Origin of the sequence: Algoriphagus sp. CAU 1675 (assembly GCF_029222925.1) — a bacterium.
Taxonomy (GTDB): Bacteria; Bacteroidota; Bacteroidia; order Cytophagales; family Cyclobacteriaceae; genus Algoriphagus.
Genome location: NZ_JARHUI010000003.1, coordinates 559448 through 575808 on the forward strand (window position 1 = coordinate 559448; position 16361 = coordinate 575808).

Below are 16361 nucleotides of genomic sequence, written 5' to 3' on the forward strand. Positions count from 1 at the left end.
ACCAAATAAAACTGAGTTTTTGGCAAATCTGGAATATGAGTTTCGGATTTCTCGGAATTCAATTCGGCTTCGCCCTTCAGGGTGGATTTATGTCCCGTATTTTCCAAACCTTAGGAGCAGATAAAGACACAATCCCTTTCCTTTGGATAGCAGCTCCTCTAACAGGATTATTGGTACAGCCCATCGTTGGCTATCTAAGTGATCGAACATGGCATCCCAAGTTTGGAAGAAGGAAACCTTTCTTTTTTGTGGGAGCGGTTCTGAGTACTTTTGCGCTTTTTCTCGCACCATACTCTTCGGCACTTTGGATGGCTGCAGGTGCACTTTGGATTTTGGATGCCTCCATCAATATCAGTATGGAGCCCTTTAGAGCCTTGGTTGCGGACAAACTTCCTGATTCTCAAAGATCCTATGGATTTGTAGTTCAGACTTTGATCATCGGAATCGGAACCTGGGTTGCCTCCAATTTACCCTGGCTAATGACCCAATTAGGAATCCCAAATACTGCTCCAGAAGGCGTGGTACCGGATTCAGTAAAATACGCATTTGGAATTGGGGCCTTGGTACTTTTTATCTCTATCCTATATACCATCTTGACTACAGATGAATATCCCCCGGATGATCTGGAGGAGTTTGAAAGAGAAAAAGCCGCAAACAAGGGACTCTTTGCTGGTATTTCGGAGATTTTTGAAAATATATCAGGTATGCCAGCTGTGATGAAAAAACTCGGAATAGTCCAGTTTTTTTCATGGTTTGCTTTTTTTACCATGTGGAGTTTTGCGACTCCTGCAATCACCGAACATGTATTCGGTGCAACTGATCCGGCTTCAGCAGCCTACAATGACGCCGCTGATAATGTAGGCAGCTACATGGGGACTTATGGACTTATATCCATGTTTTATGCGCTGATATTGGCATTTATTGCTAGCAAAATCAAAATTAACCGAAGATTGTTGCACCTGACCAGTTTGATTTTGGGAGGCTTTGGATTCATTTTGATCTACTACATCCAGGAGCCTTGGATGCTTCATATTTGTTTCGCTTTGGTGGGAATTGCCTGGGCCAGCATCTTATCAATGCCTTATGCCATGCTTTCCAGCTCGGTAAACCCCAAAAAAATGGGGGTTTATATGGGAATATTCAACATGTTTATTGTTATCCCTCAGATTGTGGCAGCAATTGGTGGGGTCAATTTCCTGTACAAAAACCTCTTTGGAGAAGAGGTGATCAATACGATGCTGCTAGCTGGTACCTTTTTGATCTTGGCTGGATTAGCCAACCTATTGATCACAGACAAAAAAGCCATTCACGACTGATTTTAGATTATCGATCAAAAAGCCGGTCTTTTTCAAGTCCGGCTTTTTACTTTTGTGCCAAAGCAGACCCCATGAAGAAACTACGAATAACCGGAGTACCTGAACATTTTAATTTCCCTTGGAAAAATGTAGTAGCTAGGCAACCCTTTCTGGAAAATGGAATCGAACTGATATGGATAGACGAATCACGTGGTTCTGGTCAAATGAATAAAGCCTTAAGGGAAAATGAAACTGACTTGGCCATTGTCTTGACAGAAAGCTTCCTCCAGGATTTCGAAGCAGGTAACCCTTCCAAACTAATAGGATTTCATGTTTTATCGCCTTTGATATGGGGAATCCACATTTCAGGAAAAAGTAAGGTAACCAACCTTCATGACCTTCATTCCTATGATTTTTTAATCAGCCGCCCGGGTTCAGGATCCAATTTAATGGGCTATGTTTTAGCTCAAAGAGAGGGCTGGCCGGAAAATCAGCTAAATTTCAAAATAGTATCAAATCTTCAAGGTGCTTTAAAGGAAATGGAAAACGGAAAGGCCGAAATGTTTCTATGGGAAAAATACACAACAAAACCCTACGTAGATTCCGGAGACATGAAGCGTATCGGCGAGATTCCAAGCCCTTGGCCATGCTTTGGAATAATTGCAACTTCTAAGGCGATTCAGGAGTATGCAACCCTTATATACGATCTTCGGGACTTAGTTTATCAAGAATCCAAAAGGCTTCAATCCAGTCCAGAAACCACAAAATCAATTGCGGAAAACTATCAATTGGAACAGGAAGATGTAGAATCTTGGCTGGGCCAAACAAAATGGGCAACCAATTCGGAAATCAATCTTGAAGTATTGAAAAACTCCATAAACAGAATGCTTGAACTGGGAATTTTGAAGAAAAACCTGAATCCACAGGATTTCCTAAGCCTCGGTGGGCTTTAATTCAGGCTCCAAGACTTTCAATGGGATTTGTACGGAGACTTTTGTTCCTAAACCCAACTTGCTCTCTATAGTCAATTCTCCTCCCAACAGAGAGACAAATTCTTTACATACCTGCAAGCCCAATCCTGATCCTTTTTCTTTATTAGTTCCTAGTTGGGAACTGGTTATGGCATATTCCCCTTTTAAAATTTGGTCTATTTGCTCTTGGGACATTCCCGTACCTGAATCAACTACACTCCAGCTTAAAGAATTTTGATTCCAATTGGATACTATTTGGACTTCTCCACCTCTTCTCGAAAATTTGACCGCATTACTAATGATATTCCTAACCACAACTTCAATCAAATCCTTATCTGCAAAAATCTCTTCTTTAGAAGGCATTTGAAAATCCAGACTGATTTCCTTAGCCTTAAACTGATGATCCAAAAGTCTAATGGTGTCATCAACGATTTCTCGGAAATCTATCTCTGAAGAATTCACCTTAAAGCCCTCCATTTGAGTTAGAGACCATTTTAAAGTATTATTCAATGTTAAGTAAACCGAATCAATATCCTTTTTCAGATCACTCAAAATTTGCTGAAACTCTTCCTTTTGTAAATGTCCAGCAAGAACCAAGTCTATGATGGCCTTGACCTGCCCAACAGGCCCCATCAAATCATGGCCGATTATTGAAAAAAGTTTGTTCTTGGTCTGATTGATGGATTCAAGTTCTTGCGATTTCGCTTCCAAATCAAGATTTTGATCATTGATCATCTGTTTTTGATCAATCAAATCCCTATTGATTTTTTTGATGTTTCGATACAATCTGCCGAGCCATATCACCAAAGCCAAAATCAAAATAGCAGCTATGCTGACCACCCAAACAATCCTTTTTATAAACTTCAATCGGTTGGCCTGGTTTTCATTTTGTGCCATTAAAAGTTCTACCTCCGATTTTTGAAGGTTCTCTTGGAACATTCCCTGCATCAGGGCAATTCTGTCTCTATTGGACTGCGTAATCAAAGAATCACTGATGGCCAAATATTCACTTTGATGTTCATAGGCTTTTGGAATATTTCCCCTCATTTCGTAGACCAATGCCAAATACTTATGGCTTTTGGAGAGTTCGTCCAATAAATGGTGGGATTTCGAAAGTTCAATTCCCTCATTTAGAACAGTTTCGGCTTTATCCAATTCACCAAGCAGGCGGTAAGTATTCCCAAGCCGATGCAATACACTGGCTTTAAAAGTGGTAAGATTTTGAACACGAGCCATCTCCAAGGACTGTTCATAAATATCCGCTGCTGATTCAAGTTCTCCTTTTGCAAAAAAAACATCTCCAATCACTCTATTGGAAAAAGAGGTCAAATAAGGAGAGCCTTCACTTACATTCACATGAATTGCTGCATTGGCATAATAAAGGGCAGAATCAAGTTCTCCCATTTGGGTAAAATTAAACGCAACATTATTCAAGCTCCTGATCTGAGTGGCTATATCACCAGATTTTGAACTGATTTCATATGCCATTTTAAATTGCTCAATGGCCTTTGGGAAATTTTGCTGCTCGTAATAGAGCGCTCCCATATTGTTCAATACCCTTGCAGCTGCAGTTTGGTCATCGGCCCTCATCGCCAGTTCATAGGCATCCTCTGAGTAATCAAAAGTTTTTCTCCATTGACCTTTCCGGTAATATATCCAACCAATATTCTCTTTTGCCTTGGCTTCTTGGGAAATCAAACCAAGTTCTTGTGATAATTTCTCAGCTTCGATGGAATATTGAAAAGCAAGATCTTGCTGTGTCTCCCGAATATTGGTTGCAAGAATATTTAGGATTCTTACCCGCTCTTCCCCCACTGACTTTTCCAATTTCTCAGTGAGACTATCCAAATTAGGTCCTTGGGCAAATGCCGTAACAAGAACAAAAAGAAAAAATGAAAGAGTTAGAAGAGAAAATCTAATTGGCTTCACAGATTCGGGTTTACCTATAGAACTATAAACATATAGATTTTTTTCCGTGAAACTAAACAGTGTTATGACTATTTATTGGAATATTCATATTTCTACTTAAAAATTTATTTAAGCTTTTCCCAGTCCCATTCTTTATTCATTTGGGAAATAGCATGATGGGCTGTCAAATCGTATTTACAAGGAACAATGGAAACAAAATTATTGGCAATAGCCCACTCATCATTATCCTCTCCCTGGTCAAAATTGACAAAATTCCCAGCCATCCAGAAGTATTTTCTTCCTGTTGGGTCATAGCGTTCGGAAAACTCTTCCTGCCATTTTGCATCCGCTTGGCGGCAAACTTTCACGCCTTTAATCGCTTCGTTTCTTTTTGGAGGAAAGTTCACATTTAGGGCAATCCCTTTGGGAATCCCATTTTCCAGGACTTGACCTGCTATTCTTTCGACCCAACTTTCCACATGAGAAAATTCAGCTTTTGAGGAATAATCACAAAGACTAAAACCGATTGATGGATAGCCTTCCAATGCTCCCTCAATTGCCGCTGACATGGTACCGGAATACAATACGGAAATTGACGTATTTGAACCATGGTTAATTCCACTAACGACCAAATCCGGAGTTCTGTCTTTCAACACATAGTGTTTTGCCAATTTCACACAATCGGCGGGAGTTCCACTGGATTTAAAGGCCAAAACACCTTCAAAAATATCCTCATCATAGAGCCTCAAGGTTTCTCCAATGGTGATAGCATGCCCCATCCCTGACTGAGGGCTGTCGGGAGCTACAACCACCACATCACCAAGATTTTTCATTATAGAAACAAGAACTCGAATACCTTTGGAGGTAATCCCATCGTCATTGGAGACGAGAATTAATGGTCTTGACATTAGTTTTTATTCAATTCGTTGTAATAAGCCGTTATCCGAAGCAAATCTCCACGTTTGTCGTGCTCCAACCTGTTTTTTCTCATGAACAGGTTTATCTCTTCTTCATGGCCTGACAATAAATTAAAAAGATCTTTCTTCTTCAAACTATAGCGCTGTATCTGGTTGTTTTTGAAAAAATAGTAATTGAATGCCAGTCTATACCCAACCATAGTTTGCGGTCCCCAAAAAGGATTCATCCCCATCCCCATCATGCTATTATAAGGCCCCATATTTCTGGAATCGGTGGCAATATATTCCCTACAAAGAAGCGCAATATCATCGCCTTGAGTCAAGATTTCAAAAAATATAGGAGTTTCGTAGTCCCCATTCAACGAATAGGGCAAACTATAAAACTTTCTGATACCTCCATAAGTCTCATCCAAAATCTCAAAAGAGGTAACATTGGATGCCGTGAAAGTTGAAATCCGGTCAGTTTGCAATTGGACTAGGTTGTTGTCCAAATCATATTTGACAAGTCCAGAATAAGTCTGTCCCTCCGTTCCAAATATGGTTCCCTTATGCCAAATTTGAGACGGAAACTGATTTTGGGCAAGCACGTAAATGATTCCCCAAAAGAGCAATGAAACGGTAAGAGCTGCTTTTTTCATGGTAACTAACATGCTTGGTTTTACGGTTTAAGTCCTATTTAGTTTCCCAATTCAAATACCTAAATTGAACTTATTTCAGGATGTTGTGCCCCATTTTATCCCGCTTTGTTTTAAGGTATTTTTCGTTGTGGGGGTTCGGAGAGATTTCTATCGGAACCTGTTCTACAATTTCCAACCCATATCCGATCAATCCTACCCTTTTTTGAGGGTTATTGGAGATCAATCTAATCTTGCACACTCCCAAATCTCTCAATATCTGGGCACCAACTCCATAATCCCTACTATCCATTGGCAAACCCAGAGCGAGATTAGCCTGGACAGTATCCATACCCTGCTCCTGAAGTTTGTAGGCTTTAAGTTTATTGATTAATCCTATTCCCCTACCTTCCTGGTTCATGTATAATACAACGCCTTTGCCTTCTTTTTCGACCATTTTCATGGCCGCATGCAACTGAGGACCACAATCACATCTGCAACTGCCGAAAATATCCCCAGTCATACAAGAAGAATGCACTCGAACCAAAACAGGCTCGTCCTTTTCCCAGGTACCCTTAATCAAGGCCAAATGAAGCTCGTTGGTATTGATTTGTCTAAAAGCGATGAGATCAAAATTACCCCAAGCAGTAGGCAATTCCACACCGATTTCACGCTTGATCAAAGATTCATTTTTAAGTCTGTATGCAATCAGATCCTTTATGGAAACTAACTTCAGGTTAAATCTTTTCGCAACCTCAAACAAATCTGGAAGTCGGGCCATGGTGCCGTCTTCATTCATGATTTCCACCAAAACACCTGCTGGTGCCAATCCCGCCAAACGGGCAAAGTCTATGGCGGCTTCTGTATGACCTGCTCTTCGAAGTACTCCCCCTCTTTTGGCTTTCAAAGGAAAAATATGCCCGGGTTTTCCAAGTTCGGAAGGATGAATGGTATCGTCAATTAGGGCTTTGATTGTTTTCGCTCGGTCTGAAGCGGATATACCGGTTGTACAACCATGACCGATCAAGTCAACCGAAACAGTAAATGGAGTTTCGTAGGCAGCAGTATTTTGTCCGACCATCAATTCTAGGCCTAATTGATCACAGCGGTCCTCAATCAAAGGAGCACAGATCAATCCACGTCCATGAGTAGCCATGAAATTGATGATTTCTGGAGTTACCTTTTCGGCAGCACAAATAAAATCCCCTTCATTTTCACGGTCCTCATCATCTACTACGATGATAACTTCTCCGTTCTTTATTGCTTCTATTGCGTCCTCAATGGGATCTAACTGATGTTTAGCCACAAGATTTGGGTTTGAATTAATTTGGAAAGGCAAATTTACATGCTTTCCATTCTAAAACAGGAAGAGACCGAAGAAAGTTTGGTTTTAACCAATCACAATGCCGAGTTCCTTATCGATTTCTACCTGTACTTTTTTCAAGGCAAAATAAATTTCCTGAAGCTCAATGACTTGTTCGTCGTCCAATTTTTCTAACTCGGCATTCTTGATTTTCAACTTTGCTTCTTCCATCATCTTCTGCACAAATTTTCGTTTGAGTCGAAGGATGGTCTTAAACCCAGTAAGGGTCAAATCATCAGTTTCAGAAGAAATAATAATCTGATGCTTTTCAGTCCAATGTGTGGAAACCTCATGACGTGGAGTGATCAAATCAATGATTTCCTTTTTCACTTCCTGATCATTGACTGAAAGAAAAAAGTCAGAGCCCGGGATTTCATTTTGGGAAAGTCTTGCCCGATATAAATCGAGTATCCTCGCATAAATGGGAGTGTCAAACTGTAGTTCCTCTGTTTCCGAAAGTAAGTATTGGCAAAGGTGGATTTCCTGTTCATCCAGTTTTTTCCAGCCATAATTGACCAATAGTCGGATCATTTCCCGCTCCTGCAGTCTAAGAATCTCAGAAAAAGAGGTTTCTTTCTCAACAGGAAGTAATTCTTCAAGAGCTGCTTCGGCTTCAGCATTCTCCTTTTCCTTGAAATAGGAATCCTTCTGAACCTTCAGAAGGGATTTATTCAGCTCGGCATGAATGATTTCTTCCTCTATTTCCAGCAAGCCTGATGCTTCTTTGGCATAAACTGATCGGATGATAGGATCCGGGATCTTTCCTATACTTTGAACTACCTCTTTTATAAGCTCGGCTTTACGAATGGGGTCATGAGCAATATCATCCTTATAAAGTCCGATTTTGAAGCCTATAAAATCTTTGCTGTTTTGATTGAGGTAATCTTGAAAAGCCTGGGAACCAACTTTTCTGGAATAGCTATCCGGATCTTCTCCTTCCGGAAAAACCACAGCTTTCACATTAAGTCCACCTTCAAGAAGTAAGTCTATTCCCCTCAAAGAGGCCTTGATCCCTGCCGCATCTCCGTCATAGAGAACGGTGACCTGGTCTGTAAAACGCTTGATCAGTTTAATCTGACCTTCTGTCAAAGAAGTTCCGGAAGATGCAACGACATTCTCTATCCCTGACAAATGCATGGAGATCACGTCAGTATATCCTTCTACTAAATAGCAATTATCCTTATCACGAATTGCTTTTTTGGCTTGGAACATGCCATAGAGCACATCACTTTTATGATAAACCGCAGTCTCCGGGGAATTGATATACTTGGGTTGGTTTTTGTCCTTGGTCAGTATCCTGGCACCAAAACCAATGGGTTTTCCGCTAATATTATGAATAGGAAAAATAACCCTTCCCCTAAATCGGTCATAGAGTCTTTGGGGGTCTCCTTCCTTTTGCAATACCAAACCTGCTTTCAACAAAATATCCTCTTGAAAACCTGCAGCTTTAGCAGCTTTCAGCAAATTATCCCATCCTTCCAGAGCATATCCCAGATCAAATTTTTCTATGATTGAAGGATTAAAGCCCCTCTCCTTGAAATAGCTCAATCCAATGGATCTCCCCTCTTCAGTTTGTAAATTTTTGACAAAAAAATCCCTGGCAAATCCCAAGGCAATCAAAAGACTTTCTCGCTCACTTTGGGCTTGCTCTTGCTCCGGAGTCCTGGTTTCATCCTCTTCAACCTCTATTCCGTACTTTCCCGCCAAATGTCGGATTGCTTCCTGAAAACCAATCCCTTCAATATCCATAATAAACTGGATAGGATCCCCTGCTTTTCCACAACCAAAGCATTTGTAAATCTGCTTGGCAGGAGAAATTGAAAATGAAGGCGTCTTTTCACCATGAAATGGACAGCAGGCCCAAAGGTTCTGCCCTTTTTTTTTGAGTGGCACATAGTCAGAGACAATCTCTTCAATGTCCATTCTTTCTTTTACTTTATCTGTGGTGATTTTACTGACGCTCATAAGGATTTAATCGAGGCAAAGTTAAGATTAGAGAGGAATTAGACGACGTATCGAAGAACTATTTGCACCTTAACACAGTTTTTAAACCATCTTTAAAGCCCTCCGGTTTCTCAAACCGCGATATATGCTCTAAATTGCGAAAAATTTGAAATTTCTTACATGTCAGTTACCAAAGAGGCAATACTAAAAACCTTATCAAGAGTTCAGGATCCTGATTTAAAAAGGGACTTGGTGAGTCTTGGAATGATCCAAAATATAAACATAGAGGGAGATTCGGTCAGTTTCAAAGTAGTATTAACCACTCCTGCATGTCCCTTGAAAGAGGTAATCAAAAACAATGTACTAGAAGCCCTAGAGGAGGATTTTGGTCAGGGAATTACCTGGGATATAGACATGACTTCACAAGTGACTACAGTTCGTGACGCCACTCCTATTCTTCCTGAAGTAAAAAATATCATCGCTATTGCCTCCGGTAAAGGTGGAGTGGGAAAATCCACTACCTCTGTGAACCTCGCTGTGGCACTGGCTGAACTGGGTGCTAAGGTTGGACTAATTGATGCCGATATTTCAGGTCCATCTGTACCCACCATGTTTAATGTGGAAGGTGAACAGCCAGCTGTAAAGAAAGTAGGAGATAAAAATGTAATAATCCCGGTGTCTCAATACGGGGTAAAACTAATGTCAATAGGCTTCTTGACTCCAACTGATTCAGCGGTAGTCTGGAGAGGGCCTATGGCTAGTTCAGCTTTAAGGCAATTCATTTCCGATGTAGATTGGGGTGAATTGGATTACCTTTTGATAGACCTTCCTCCGGGAACCTCTGATATTCATCTTACCATGGTACAAACAGTACCGGTAACGGGTGCGGTTATTGTGACTACTCCCCAAAAAGTGGCTTTGGCAGATGCCAACAAAGGTCTTTCCATGTTTAGACAGCCACAAATTAATGTTCCCGTTTTAGGTGTTATTGAAAATATGGCTTACTTTACACCTGAAGAACTTCCAGACAACAAATACTATCTATTTGGAAAAGAAGGGGGTAAAAAATTGGCTGAAAAATATCAAGTCCCTTTCCTTGGTGAAGTTCCAATTATTCAGAGTATCAGGGAAAGCGGTGACACAGGTTATCCTGCTGTACTGAAAAATGGATTGACAAAAAGTGCCTATATGGAATTAGCAGAAACAGTGGCCAGACAAGTGGCCATTAGAAATGCATCCACAGAGAAAACCGAAATTGTAGAAATTAAAGCATAAAGAAATGCAAGCTGAATTGAGAGAACAAATTGAATTCGCATTGGATACTATCAGACCCTATTTGGAGGCTGATGGAGGAAACGTTCGAATCGTAGAATTGACTGAGGACCGCGTACTAAAAATCGAAATGTTAGGCTCTTGTGGATCTTGCCCAATGTCTTCAATGACTTTAAAAGCCGGTGTAGAGGACGCTATCAAAAGAGCCATCCCTGAAATCACTAGGGTAGAAGCCATCAATCTTACTATGGCTTAGAATTTAATTTAATGAAAAAAAATACTGTTTTTTTATCCAAAGCTCTAATGCTCCTTTTGGGAGCTATTTTTGCCTTTAAACCTTCTTTTTCTCAGGATTTCACCACAAGTCCCTTTCAAAATTACTCCAGCATTTCCCAAAAAACTGACCATGCCCACCATGAAAAATGTGGACACCAGATTTTGGAAAATTTTCTGGAAAAGGAAATGGGGTATTTTGGAAGCAAAGGATTTTTTGAAGATTGGATTAATACAAAAATTGAGGCTAGAAGAAATCAGCCCGAAATACTAGCAAAAACGCAGGCTGGGCCACGGTTAATACCCGTTGTAGTCCATGTCATTCATACAGGAACTTCAGTAGGAGTTGGAGCAAACATTCCCCTTTCACAAATTGAGGCTCAGATTAGGATTTTAAATGAAGACTTTAGAAGATTAAACCCTGATGCAAATAAAACTCCAGCCGAGTTTTTACCTGTAGCGGCTGACTCCAACATAGAATTTGTTCTGGCCAAACAGGACCCAAACGGACTTCCAACATCTGGTATTGTCCGGCTTCAGGGACCAAAAAACACTTATAACCCGGAAGATGCTACTCTAATCGGGCAAATTTCCCAGTGGAATCCTGATGAATACATGAATCTTTGGGTGGTTCCTTTGGAACAGCCTTATATCGGCTATGCTTCTTTCCCAATTTCTAACTTACCAGGTCTAAATTTCCCTGCTGCCTCGGCAATTACAGACGGAGTAACTGTAGATTATAGATTTTTCGGAACCGGAGGAAGTGCCGTGAGCGCATCCCTCGGAAGAACAGCTACTCATGAAGTGGGACATTATTTTGGTTTGAGACATATTTGGGGAGATGGAGGTTGCGGTATTGACGATTATGTCGCCGACACTCCCGAACAGGATGCTTCCAACAATATCTGCAACAGTAATCCTTCGAGATTCAGTTGTGGTTCCAATGACATGATCCAAAATTTCATGGATTATACGCCAGATGCCTGTATGAACCTGTTCACATTGGGTCAGGTGGAACGATTTGATGTAGTTCTCGCTAACAGTCCGCGTAGAGTTACATTGGTCAATAACCGAGCTACACAAGAACCTACCCTACCAGATCTGGATTTGGCTATCACAAAAATCATAGAGCCCGGAGCCTTTGTTTGTGATCCCACAATAACGCCTTCAATAGAAGTATTGAATGCCGGAAAGAATACCCTTACCTCCGCAAGGATCCAAATCCGAAGAAACAGTCAACTCTTGGAAAACAAGCAGGTTACTTTCAACCTTGCCACTGGTGAAAAAACCGAGGTTACTTTCACAAGTTTTGATTTAGCACTTAGCCAAAACCTTATTGAATTTTCAATTGACCAAGTAAATGGTCAACAGGATCAAAACCCTGAAAATGACCAAGCTTCAATCAGCCCATTATTCCAAACAGCTGTTAACCTCCCGCTTAATGTTGATCTTGGGAATATCCCAGGAAGTTGGAGCATTGAAAATCCAGATGAGCAGTTTACTTGGGAACCAATCAACCTGACCATTTCAGGAGAAGCACAGGACTTGATCTACATCAGAAACTATGAATATGAGGCTCCTGGAGCTATGGATTATTTTGTTTCGCCGGTAATCAACCTTGCTGAAAACCCAAATGCCCAGCTTGTATTTGAGGTAGCTCACGGTCCTTATGACCAAAGTGGATTCCAAGACGCATTGATTGTTGCTGTTTCCCAAGATTGTGGAAATACTTTCGACCTAGTTAATGCCACTTACAATAAATCAGGGCAATTTCTGGAAACATCGAGTCCAACTTTAGAGGAATATATTCCGGCTTCAAACGGTGAATTCAGAACTGAATTGGTGAACTTAAGTCCATTTGCCGATTTGGGTCAGGTCAGAATCGCCTTTATCAATCTAAATTCCTACGGAAATAATATTTACCTAAAGAATATTCACATTCTTCAAAACGAGGAGTTTAAATATGAATTGACGCTAGATAAACTATTAATTCCCACCCCAATCTCAGACGGAAAATACGAAAGTGAGGAAGTTCAAATAACCAATACAGGTAACCTTCCTGTTAGTCAGTTTGTCTTCACTAAAGTGATCAATAAGGGAGGTTCTCAGGCCTATTTGGCAAGTGGATCGACAGTTGAACCAGGTGAAACATTTGTTCTTGGAGGAGGAAATAGTACCCTCACTGGGTTGAATAAAATTGAAATGGGTACAATTTACCCCAATTTCGATCAAAACGGAGGAAACGAAAGCAGTTTGACCCGATATACTGTGGAGGACCTTGAAACAATTCAGGTTCCTTGGAGACAGAATTTCAACAATTCCAGTACCCTCAGTCCTTGGATTTCAATCAACCATGAAAGTAATCTCAGCTCATGGGAGATATTCTCGGTGAGTTCAGGTACAGGCCCGAACAATGTTGCTCGTTTGGCAAATATCCAATCAGGCCAAAGTTATTGGTTAGGCAGCCCCCTGTTTGACTTGTCTGTAAGCAGACAGGCTAGTTTGTTCTTTGACTTGGCAGCTGGAGAAGTCAGTCCGACAACTCGTCTACAAGTCTTGGCCAGCGAAGATGGTGGAGAAAATTACGAAGTGGTTTGGGAAGCTGCAGGAACTGCCCTATCCACGGTTTCCGCAGGAGCTGCCAATCCAAATTCTTCTGGGGATTATGTGAGAAACTATATAAATCTTACAGATTTTGCAGGAAGTGGAAAAACAACTGTTCGTATTGCCATCGTTTTAGATGGTGGAATGGAATCAGATTCCCCGGTTTACATTGACAACCTGGAATTGTTCCTCAATGCAAATCCATCACCGGTAATCCCTACTGAAGGTATGTCGGTTTTATATCCAAACCCAGCAATTGATTATTTCAATCTGGCATTCAATTTGGCTCAATACGAAACAGTTACCATTCAAATAGTATCCTCAACCGGAGCAATAGTTCATGAGGTGGAATACCCACGAACACTCAATCAAACTTATACATTTAGTACTGAGCTTTTCCCGAAAGGATTACACATCTTAAAAATCACCAGTGAAAGTCTAAGGGAAACGAAAAAACTATACATAAAATAACTTAAATAAGCCGAGGATAAATTCTTCGGCTTATTTTTTGCCTTTCCAAGCCAAGTGTTCAGAAATCCATTTTGTAGGGTTTGGATTTCCCGCTTATCTTTAACCGTCGCAAAAAATCTTCAATGAGTTCATTTACCGATTCCCTCAAGAAAGTATTGATCAATATCCTAATCATCCTTTTAGTATCCGGATTATTGGGCTTTTTGTTTTTGAAAATTTACCTTCCCATGCAAACCAAACATGGAGAAACCGTATCCGTACCTGATCTTTCTGGATACTCTTTTGAAGATGCAGTTTCTATTTTGGATCGGTCTGGACTGGAATTCAGAGTTTCCCCAGATTCCGGATTTAGCACAGATGAAAAACCTTTGGCTATTTTAAAGCAGATACCAGCCCCCAACGAACAAGTAAAAACTGGCCGGAAAATCTATTTGACTTTGAATGCCAGAAATGCTCCCATGCTAAAAATGCCAAATCTGGTCAACACTCCACTTAAAAATGTACAGGAAATCCTGTCAAATATGGGACTTGAAAGAGGCGACATTATCTACGTTCCAGATATCGGAATTAATGTGGTATTGGAGCAAAAATACAGAGGTGTGGATGTTCCTGAGGGTTTTGAGATTCCAAAAGGTGCTAAAATTGATCTTGTTGTCGGTGATGGTCTTGGAAATCAAATCCTTACTGTACCAAATTTCGTTGGAATGGATGAAATTGACGCCGAATTTTTGATCTTGGGATCCGGATTACGTGTGGGCCAGAAAAGTTTTGTCGAAAATGACACCGTAGCGGTAGGAATCGTTTTCAGACAATCTCCACCAGCTGAAATGCAGGTAAAAACCGGAGAATTGATTGATCTTTGGATATCAAAAGATCCGAACTTATAAAAGCAAAAAATGAGAAAAAGCTTCTACATATTTTTTTCCTGTTTATTGACCTCCATTTTTTGGTCAAATTCCCTAAGGGCTCAATTTGTAGAGTTCAGCCCTTTACCTAATAATACAGTAAAGAAACAAAAGAATCTGAGTACGAAGTACAGAATTCAAAGTTTACTTCCTATTCCTTTTTGGGACGATTTTTCCAATGGTTTGGATACTCAAATATGGGAAAATGAAGGGGCTTCTTATTCAGAAACCATAGGCATAGAAACGCCTTCATTAGGGGCAATCCTATTCAATGGAGTCGATGAAAACGGAACCCCCTACTCTAGAGCTATCCGGGATCAGGGAGAGGCGGATTTCCTTACTTCAGGTACATTTGATTTCAGTGCACTTCCGAATTCGGAGAAAGAGACGGTTTATCTGAGTTTTTTCTGGCAAGGAGGAGGCAAGGCTGAATTACCGGATGAAAACGATAAGCTGGTACTCCAATTTTTGAATTCCGATAATCTTTGGATTAGCATTTGGGAGCAAAAAGGTGGTTCAGAGCTGGATCCGACGGTTTTTAAACAGGAAATGATTCAGGTTACCGAAGAATTTCAGCATTCTGGTTTCCGGTTCCGTTTTTTTAACCAAGGAAGACAGTCTGGCCCATTTGACAGTTGGCTTTTGGACTATGTTTTTCTCGGGAAAAACAGATCAGAGGGAAGCACAAGTTATTTGGACAGAAGTTTGACGAAACCCAATTATTTTAGAATTGGAGAATTTGGAGCTTATCCTTTTGAACTATGGGCTCATAGTACTCCAGTCAATTTAAGTAGAATTTCCAACCAGTTTTTGAATCTTCAGGACAGGTTCCGTGCAATGGAATACACCATAACCATGCGAGATACTTTATCCGAAAGTGTGTATGCTGTCAACTTGAACACCCCATTCAATCCTGTCCCGAATATTCTTGAAAGAAGGGATTTTGAAAGCAGGATATTTGAAGATATTCCAGAGGGCAATACAGAAACCACACTTGAAATCACAACATTCCTGACTTCAGGCGACAAGTATTATTACGAGTTAAATGGACTTGACACGGTGTTTTATGAAAGTGTGGACTTTCGAATCAATGACACTGTAAAAACCTATTTCCCTCTCAAGGACTTTTTTGCCTACGACAACGGATCTGCTGACTATGCTGCAGGCATTAATCAAAAATCCGGTTATCTGGCAGTTAAGTATACTACCCAGGACCCAATTTACCTCAAAGGGATTTCTATCAATTTCACCAATCCACTCCAAGCCAACCAGGCAATTGATATTTTGGTTTGGAATGACTTGGATGAAGAGCCGATTTTCCGAAGGGAGGATTTAATTCCTGTTAAGGACTCTCCTGAGGATTTTATTTACTATCCTTTGGAGGAGAACATCCAGGTAACCGGGGATTTTTACATAGGTTTTGCTCAGTTTACCGATGATTTTATTCATGTGGGCTTGGACAAAACAACAAACAAAGGAGACAAAATTTTCTATAATGTAGTTGGTGCCTGGGCTCAAAATGAGGAAGTTGAAGGTTCCCTGATGATACGTCCCCATGTGAGCCTTACCGCCCCCTATGAGGAATCATCCCTTCCTGGAGAAAATTTGAGAATATTTCCCAATCCGGTAGAATCAGTTTTAAATGTTATTGGAACCTACCAAAACCTTCGGGTATTTGATTCTTTTGGGCGTGAGATTTTCCCAGAAAGAGAGGAGAGACCCAATGGAGAAATCATTAACTTTATCGGACATAAACCGGGGATTTATGTGATCAACCTTATTGGGAAAGATGGCCCCGATTCAATCAGAGTTTTAGTAAGATAA

12 protein-coding genes are annotated in these 16361 nt (G+C 40.6%); 7 read left to right on the forward strand and 5 right to left on the reverse strand.

The features are described 5' to 3' along the window. Positions 1 to 35 precede the first annotated feature (35 nt). Together P2G54_RS09600 and P2G54_RS09605 are read left to right on the forward strand one after the other, a co-directional pair. Positions 36 to 1316 (forward strand): MFS transporter, encoded by a 1281-nt coding sequence (locus P2G54_RS09600; protein ID WP_275870534.1) that lies wholly within the window; start codon positions 36 to 38, stop codon positions 1314 to 1316. 71 nt (positions 1317 to 1387) lie between these two features. Then, a complete protein-coding gene (locus tag P2G54_RS09605; RefSeq protein WP_275870535.1) occupies positions 1388 to 2248 on the forward strand; it encodes an ABC transporter substrate-binding protein in 861 nt (286 codons plus the stop codon). On the opposite strand, the gene P2G54_RS09610 is transcribed toward P2G54_RS09605, so the two are convergent. The 5 genes from P2G54_RS09610 to dnaG all read right to left on the reverse strand — a co-directional run bounded on the left by P2G54_RS09610 (position 2228) and on the right by dnaG (position 9033). Then, a complete protein-coding gene (locus tag P2G54_RS09610) occupies positions 2228 to 4195 on the reverse strand; it encodes a tetratricopeptide repeat protein (RefSeq protein WP_275870536.1) in 1968 nt (655 codons plus the stop codon). The two genes, P2G54_RS09605 and P2G54_RS09610, sit on opposite strands and share 21 nt — an antisense overlap. A 104-nt stretch (positions 4196 to 4299) precedes the next feature. After that, the gene (surE, locus tag P2G54_RS09615; RefSeq protein ID WP_275870537.1) at positions 4300 to 5082 is read right to left on the reverse strand and encodes a 5'/3'-nucleotidase SurE; all 783 of its coding nucleotides are present in this window, start codon (positions 5080 to 5082) and stop codon (positions 4300 to 4302) included. Next, positions 5082 to 5729, reverse strand: a complete 648-nt coding sequence (locus tag P2G54_RS09620) for a hypothetical protein (protein ID WP_275870538.1) — start codon at positions 5727 to 5729, stop codon at positions 5082 to 5084. Before P2G54_RS09620 ends, surE begins: the two co-directional genes overlap by 1 nt. Positions 5730 to 5799: 70 nt before the next feature. Continuing rightward, positions 5800 to 7011, reverse strand: a complete 1212-nt coding sequence (locus P2G54_RS09625) for a bifunctional 3,4-dihydroxy-2-butanone-4-phosphate synthase/GTP cyclohydrolase II (RefSeq protein ID WP_275870539.1) — start codon at positions 7009 to 7011, stop codon at positions 5800 to 5802. Between the two features lie 84 nt (positions 7012 to 7095). Next, on the reverse strand, positions 7096 to 9033 hold the full coding sequence (gene dnaG / locus P2G54_RS09630) for a DNA primase (protein ID WP_275870541.1): 1938 nt from the start codon (positions 9031 to 9033) through the stop codon (positions 7096 to 7098). Positions 9034 to 9192: 159 nt separating this feature from the next. On the opposite strand from dnaG, the gene P2G54_RS09635 reads away from it, so the two are divergent. The 5 genes from P2G54_RS09635 to P2G54_RS09655 all read left to right on the forward strand — a co-directional run bounded on the left by P2G54_RS09635 (position 9193) and on the right by P2G54_RS09655 (position 16361). After that, complete coding sequence (locus P2G54_RS09635) at positions 9193 to 10287, forward strand: Mrp/NBP35 family ATP-binding protein (protein WP_275870542.1); 1095 nt, start codon at positions 9193 to 9195, stop codon at positions 10285 to 10287. 4 nt (positions 10288 to 10291) lie between these two features. Next, on the forward strand, positions 10292 to 10540 hold the full coding sequence (locus P2G54_RS09640) for a NifU family protein (protein ID WP_275870544.1): 249 nt from the start codon (positions 10292 to 10294) through the stop codon (positions 10538 to 10540). 11 nt (positions 10541 to 10551) lie between these two features. Beyond that, a complete protein-coding gene (locus tag P2G54_RS09645; protein ID WP_275870546.1) occupies positions 10552 to 13632 on the forward strand; it encodes a choice-of-anchor J domain-containing protein in 3081 nt (1026 codons plus the stop codon). A 122-nt stretch (positions 13633 to 13754) separates the two neighbouring features. After that, entirely contained in the window at positions 13755 to 14519 is a 765-nt protein-coding gene (locus tag P2G54_RS09650; protein WP_275870548.1) for a PASTA domain-containing protein, read from the forward strand. Between the two features lie 201 nt (positions 14520 to 14720). Beyond that, positions 14721 to 16361, forward strand: a complete 1641-nt coding sequence (locus P2G54_RS09655) for a T9SS type A sorting domain-containing protein (RefSeq protein WP_275870549.1) — start codon at positions 14721 to 14723, stop codon at positions 16359 to 16361.

Excerpts from the sequence above, each read along its gene's own strand:
- P2G54_RS09650 (WP_275870548.1), top strand. The coding sequence starts at position 13,755 with ATGAGTTCATTTACCGATTCCCTCAAGAAAGTATTGATCAATATCCTA.
- P2G54_RS09600 (WP_275870534.1), top strand. The coding sequence starts at position 36 with ATGAGTTTCGGATTTCTCGGAATTCAATTCGGCTTCGCCCTTCAGGGT.
- surE (WP_275870537.1), bottom strand. The coding sequence starts at position 5,082 with ATGTCAAGACCATTAATTCTCGTCTCCAATGACGATGGGATTACCTCC.
- P2G54_RS09640 (WP_275870544.1), top strand. The coding sequence starts at position 10,292 with ATGCAAGCTGAATTGAGAGAACAAATTGAATTCGCATTGGATACTATC.
- P2G54_RS09605 (WP_275870535.1), top strand. The coding sequence starts at position 1,388 with ATGAAGAAACTACGAATAACCGGAGTACCTGAACATTTTAATTTCCCT.
- P2G54_RS09645 (WP_275870546.1), top strand. The coding sequence starts at position 10,552 with ATGAAAAAAAATACTGTTTTTTTATCCAAAGCTCTAATGCTCCTTTTG.
- P2G54_RS09620 (WP_275870538.1), bottom strand. The coding sequence starts at position 5,729 with ATGAAAAAAGCAGCTCTTACCGTTTCATTGCTCTTTTGGGGAATCATT.
- P2G54_RS09635 (WP_275870542.1), top strand. The coding sequence starts at position 9,193 with ATGTCAGTTACCAAAGAGGCAATACTAAAAACCTTATCAAGAGTTCAG.
- dnaG (WP_275870541.1), bottom strand. The coding sequence starts at position 9,033 with ATGAGCGTCAGTAAAATCACCACAGATAAAGTAAAAGAAAGAATGGAC.